Origin of the sequence: Nitrobacter sp. 62-13 (assembly GCF_001896955.1) — a bacterium.
Classification (GTDB): domain Bacteria; phylum Pseudomonadota; class Alphaproteobacteria; order Rhizobiales; family Xanthobacteraceae; genus Nitrobacter.
This window is the reverse complement of sequence record NZ_MKRN01000141.1, coordinates 1-5298: the sequence shown is the minus strand read 5'-3', so window position 1 is coordinate 5298 and position 5298 is coordinate 1. Positions and strand designations below refer to the sequence as shown.

Annotated in this window: 5 protein-coding genes; 3 read left to right on the top strand and 2 right to left on the bottom strand. The window is 62.9% G+C overall.

Features of this window, described 5'->3' with window-relative positions; translation table 11 throughout:
- Positions 1 to 449: 449 nt before the first annotated feature.
- Complete coding sequence (locus tag BGN91_RS10375; protein WP_292612850.1) at positions 450 to 710, bottom strand: hypothetical protein; 261 nt, start codon at positions 708 to 710, stop codon at positions 450 to 452.
- A gap of 155 nt (positions 711 to 865) precedes the next feature.
- Here BGN91_RS10375 and BGN91_RS10370 point away from each other — a divergent pair, with 155 nt between their 5' ends.
- Positions 866 to 2956, top strand: a complete 2091-nt coding sequence (locus BGN91_RS10370; RefSeq protein ID WP_292612848.1) for a M3 family metallopeptidase — start codon at positions 866 to 868, stop codon at positions 2954 to 2956.
- A gap of 127 nt (positions 2957 to 3083) precedes the next feature.
- Here BGN91_RS10370 and BGN91_RS10365 read toward each other — a convergent pair whose 3' ends face one another.
- Positions 3084 to 3479: an MAPEG family protein gene (locus BGN91_RS10365; protein WP_292612846.1), complete on the bottom strand. Its 396-nt coding sequence runs from the start codon at positions 3477 to 3479 to the stop codon at positions 3084 to 3086.
- Between the two features lie 87 nt (positions 3480 to 3566).
- Between BGN91_RS10365 and hemH the strand changes: the two genes are divergently transcribed.
- Both hemH and BGN91_RS10355 read left to right on the top strand, forming a co-directional pair.
- Positions 3567 to 4604, top strand: a complete 1038-nt coding sequence (gene hemH, locus BGN91_RS10360; protein ID WP_292612853.1) for a ferrochelatase — start codon at positions 3567 to 3569, stop codon at positions 4602 to 4604.
- Positions 4605 to 4833: 229 nt separating this feature from the next.
- A partial coding sequence (locus BGN91_RS10355; RefSeq protein ID WP_292612844.1) for a paraslipin occupies positions 4834 to 5298 on the top strand: 465 nt, incomplete at its 3' end.

Below are 5298 nucleotides of genomic sequence, written 5' to 3'. Positions count from 1 at the left end.
CCCGTTCCGTCGTTGCTTTAAGTCGCGTCCCCCGTTGAGAGCGGGGTGCGCCGGTTCGCCTCCGGCTGCCAGTCACGGTTGCAAGGAGCAAAGCGCCTTGACGGCATCCCTGGAGAGAGATGCTGGCCTCTCAGTTCGATCGATCTGAGTTTGATCGATCTGAGTGACCTCGGCGACTTCGCCCTTGGCGGCTGTCCGGCCTCTTGTCCGGATACCTACCGACTGACACACGACCACAGGCACGTGCGAAATTGGGCAGGAGCGGAGATATGTCTTTTGACCCGGCTTCGCAAGAATTTTTTTGCCGAGGAGACGGGTTTCTCCACGATGTGGTCATCCGAGCGCAAAGCCATGCGCCGAATATGAACGGATGTTTAGATTGTTTAATGAAGTGTAAGATATGCGCGCTTGCAGGCGGACAGGTTAGCCCTGCGCCGCAGCGTTTTCCGTCAACCGCGACGCACGAAGGGTTCGATGCGCTGGGCAGCGCGGATGAAGTTGACCATCACGAACACGCCGATGACGAACAGCACCGCCTGGAGGATATGTGCCTCGGTTTCGCTGAGCCCGAACAGGATGGCGAGCGCCCAGCCGCCGGCGAACGCCGCGCCGAACACTTCCGCGCCGATCAGAATCGCCGCCGAGATGACGGTGATGACGCTTGGCCAGACGATCTGGCGCGAGGTGGAAGCGGAGGGTTGCGAACTCATATCAGGGATCCCGTTGTCGGCGGCAATCTCTCCGAAAATGCCCCCCGCGGCAAGCGCCAATGGACCAAAAAGGTGGCGTCGCGTGTTATAGTTCCGATGCCTTGCGGATAGCGGCAAGAATGCGCGGCAACGGCAATGGCAAAAGCAGGAGCCTCATGTCAGACACGCCTCAATCGCCGCCTTCCGCTACCGGCCCGGATAACCCGCTGCTCAAGGCGTGGCAAACGCCTTTCCAGACCCCGCCGTTCGGCGAGATCGCGCCCGAACATTTCCTGCCGGCTTTCGAGCAGGCGTTCGCCGATCATGCCGCCGAGGTCGCCGCCATCGCCCACGATCCCTCGGCGCCGGACTTTGCCAACACCATCACCGCGCTGGAGCGTTCCGGCAAGCTGCTCACGAAAGTGTCGGCGGTGTTCTATGACCTGGTGTCGGCGCACTCCAATCCGGCGCTGCTTGAGATCGACAAGGACGTCACCTTGCGAATGGCTCGGCACTGGAACCCGATCATGATGAACGCGGTACTGTTCGGCCGCATCGCGCAGCTTCATCAGAATCGCGCGTCGCTCGGCCTGACGGGGGAGCAGTTGCGGCTGCTGGAACGCACCTATATCCACTTCCACCGCGCCGGCGCCGGCCTCGACGAGGCCGCCAAGGCGCGGATGGCCGAGATCAACGAACGTCTCGCGCAGCTCGGCACCACATTCAGCCACAATCTGCTCGGCGACGAGCAGGCCTGGTTTCTTGAACTCGGCGAGGATGATCTCGACGGCCTGCCCGACAGCTTCGTTGCGGCGGCGCGCGCCGCCGCCGAAGAGCGCGGACTCGCCGGCAAGGCCGTGGTCACCACCTCGCGCTCCTCTGTCGAGTCGTTCCTCAAGAGTTCGCGCCGGCGCGATCTGCGCGAAAAGGTCTACAAGGCCTTCACCGCGCGCGGCGACAATGGCAACGCTCATGACAACAACGCCGTGATCCCGGAAGTCCTCGCTCTCCGCGAGGAGCGGGCGAAGCTCCTGGGCTATCCGACTTTCGCCGCCTATCGCTTCGAGGACTCCATGGCGCGGACGCCAGAGGCCGCCCGCAACCTGCTGGAGCGGGTCTGGAAGCCGGCGCGCGAGCGTGCGCTCGCCGACCGCGACGCTTTGCAGGGCCTGATCACCGAGGAGGGCGGCAACTTCACCCTCGCGCCGTGGGACTGGCGCTATTATGCCGAGAAGCTGCGGCAGATCCGCGCCGACTTCGACGACGATGCGATCAAGCCGTATCTGACGCTGGAGGGCATGATCGCCGCTGCCTTCGACTGTGCGCATCGGCTGTTCGGCCTTACCTTTTCCGAGCGCAAGGACATCCCGGTCTGGCATCCGGACGTCCGGGTCTGGGAGGTGAGGGATGCCGCCGGCGGGCATCAGGCGCTGTTCTACGGAGATTACTTCGCGCGGGCCTCGAAGCGGTCCGGCGCGTGGATGACGTCGCTGCGCGACCAGCAGAAGCTCGACGGCGACGTCGCGCCGCTGGTGATCAACGTCTGCAACTTCGCCAAAGGCGCCGACGGTCAGCCCGCGCAGCTGTCGCCGGATGATGCGCGGACCCTGTTCCACGAATTCGGCCATGGTCTGCACGGCATGCTCTCGAACGTCACCTATCCCTCGCTGTCGGGCACCAGCGTGTTCACCGATTTTGTCGAGTTGCCCTCGCAGCTCTACGAGCACTGGCAGGAGCAGCCGCAGGTGCTGCGGCAATACGCCAGGCACTATCAGACCGGCGAACCGTTGCCCGACGATCTGCTCAAGCGTTTCCTCGCCGCGCGGCAATTCAACCAGGGCTTCGCGACCGTGGAATTCGTCGCCTCGGCGCTTCTGGACCTGGAGTTCCACAGCCAGCCGGCGTCGGCGGTTCGCGATGTCGGAGCTTTCGAGCGTGCGGAGTTGGAAAAGATTGGCATGCCGGCCGAAATCGCGATGCGGCATCGTCCGACCCAGTTCGGGCACATCTTCTCCGGCGATCACTATGCCGCAGGCTATTACAGCTACATGTGGTCGGAGGTAATGGATGCCGACGCCTTCGGCGCCTTCGAGGAGGCCGGTGACATCTTCGACCCGGCGATCGCGAAGCGGCTGCACGACGACATCTACTCGTCGGGCGGCTCGCGCGATCCCGAAGAGGCCTATGTCGCGTTCCGCGGCCGCAAGCCGGAGGCCGACGCGCTGCTGCGCCGCCGTGGACTGCTGGAAGCGCCGAAGGCGGCGTAGCCGCTTTGAAAAACTCATTGCCGCATCAGCGCAACGCGTTCTAACGCGTCATGGCCGGACTTCGTCCGGCCATCTATGGCTTCCTTCAAAGACGTGGATGTCCCGGCACGAGGCCGGGCATCATGGCTTAAGCCAGCCAGCGCCGGATCACCGGCAGGAAGAAGATCGCGGTGTTGATCGTAAAGCCGAGACTCCAGAGGATCGAGCGCAGCGTCGGCCGGTCCCCGATATAGGTGAAAACGTAAGCGGCGCGGACGATCAGGAACAGGATCGCCAGTTCGTCGATCAGATGCTGGGGAGCGGCGCGAAATTCCGCAAGCAGCACGGCGGCTGCGAAAAATGGAAAGGCCTCGATGCCGTTCAGGTGCGCCCCGAGCCCGCGGGCGCGCAACGGATCGGCGTAGAATCCGGGGTCGCGCGGACGGGCGTTGTCGAAGCCGGGCGACCCCAGCGCCTTGAACGGCACGATCGTCACGAGGTACAGAACGACCGCCCCGAAAACGCACCATTCGGCGACCGTCATGGCAGTTCCCTTCGCGGCCAGTTTCGAAGACAGTACCGGCAGATGCGCGGGCTTGACAATAACCGGCAGGCGCGCGAATCCAGACGGATGACGGTCGTTGTTCCTATCGGAAAGGCCAGGACCGCGGCGGATACGCCGCGCGGACGTGTTGGCGTTTTGCTCGTCAATCTCGGCACGCCTGATACCGCCGACGCCCGCGGCGTGCGTGTCTATCTGAAGGAATTTTTGTCCGATCCACGGGTCATCGAGAAGCAGGGCCTGGTCTGGAAACTGGTGCTGAACGGCATCATTCTGAATACCCGCCCGCGCCGCAAGGCGCTCGACTACCTGAAGATCTGGAACACCGAGCTGAACGAGTCGCCGATCAAGATCATCACGCGCGCGCAGTCCGACAAACTCGCGGCTGCTATCGCGGATCACGATCATGTCGTCGTCGATTGGGCGATGCGCTATGGCAATCCCTCGATGCAATCGCGCATCGCGGCGTTGACGGCCCAGGGTTGCGACAGGCTGCTGGTGGTGCCGCTCTATCCGCAATATTCGGCGGCGACCTCCGCCACCGTATGCGACGAGGCATTCCGCGTGCTGAGCGAGATGCGCGCGCAGCCGACGCTGCGGGTGACGCCGCCGTATTACGACGATCCCGACTATATCGACGCGCTGGCGGTTTCGATCGAGAGGCATCTTGCCTCGCTGCCGTTCACGCCCGAGATCATCATGGCGTCTTTCCACGGCATGCCACAGGCCTATATCGAAAAGGGCGATCCCTATCAGGGGCAATGCGTCGCGACCACCGAAGCCCTGCGCAAGCGGATGGGACTCGATGCGTCCAAACTGATGCTGACGTTCCAGTCGCGCTTCGGTTTCGACGAGTGGCTGCAGCCCTACACCGACAAGACCGTGGAGAAACTGGCGAAGGACGGCGTGAAGCGCCTGGCCGTCGTCACGCCGGGCTTCTCGGCCGATTGCCTGGAGACCTTGGAGGAGATCGCGCAGGAGAATGCGCATATCTTCCGCCAGAATGGAGGCGAGGAGTTCACTGCGATTCCATGCCTGAACGACAGCGATCCCGGCATGGACGTGATCCGGAAGCTGGTGTTGCGCGAACTTCAGGGCTGGATTTAGAGCAGATTGTCATTCCGCTGCGGTGCGGAGCGCCGAACCCGGAATCCGGCCAGATCGAATGCGTTATTTGATTGCTGGATTCCGGATAGCCGCTCCGCAGCTTCCGAAATGACGGTGCTTTGTCACCGCCTCGTTTTCCGCCAATCGAACCATACATCTTTGAGCGGCGACCAACCGGCAACTCACCGCCTCCCACGTCTCAGAGAGCGGTCCCCCTGCGGAGATTTTCATGACCGGGTTCGATATTTTCGCGATTGTTTTCGTGGCGCTTGTGGTCCTGACGCTGCTGGCCGGCGTCAAGACCGTGCCACAGGGCTACGACTGGACCATCGAACGGTTCGGCAAGTACACGCGGACGCTCGACCCCGGCCTCAATCTCATCGTGCCCTATATCGACCGCGTAGGGCGCAAGATAAACATGATGGAGCAGGTGATCGAAATTCCCAAGCAGGAGGTCATCACCAAGGACAACGCGACGGTCACCGTGGACGGTGTGACTTTCTACCAGGTGTTCGATGCCGCCAAGGCGAGCTATGAGGTGGCGAACCTCAACCAGGCGATCGTCACGCTGACCATGACCAACATCCGCTCGGTGATGGGCGCGATGGACCTCGACCAGGTGCTGTCGCATCGCGACGAGATCAACGAGCGGCTGCTGCGGGTGGTGGACGCCGCGGTGTCGCCGTGGGGTCTC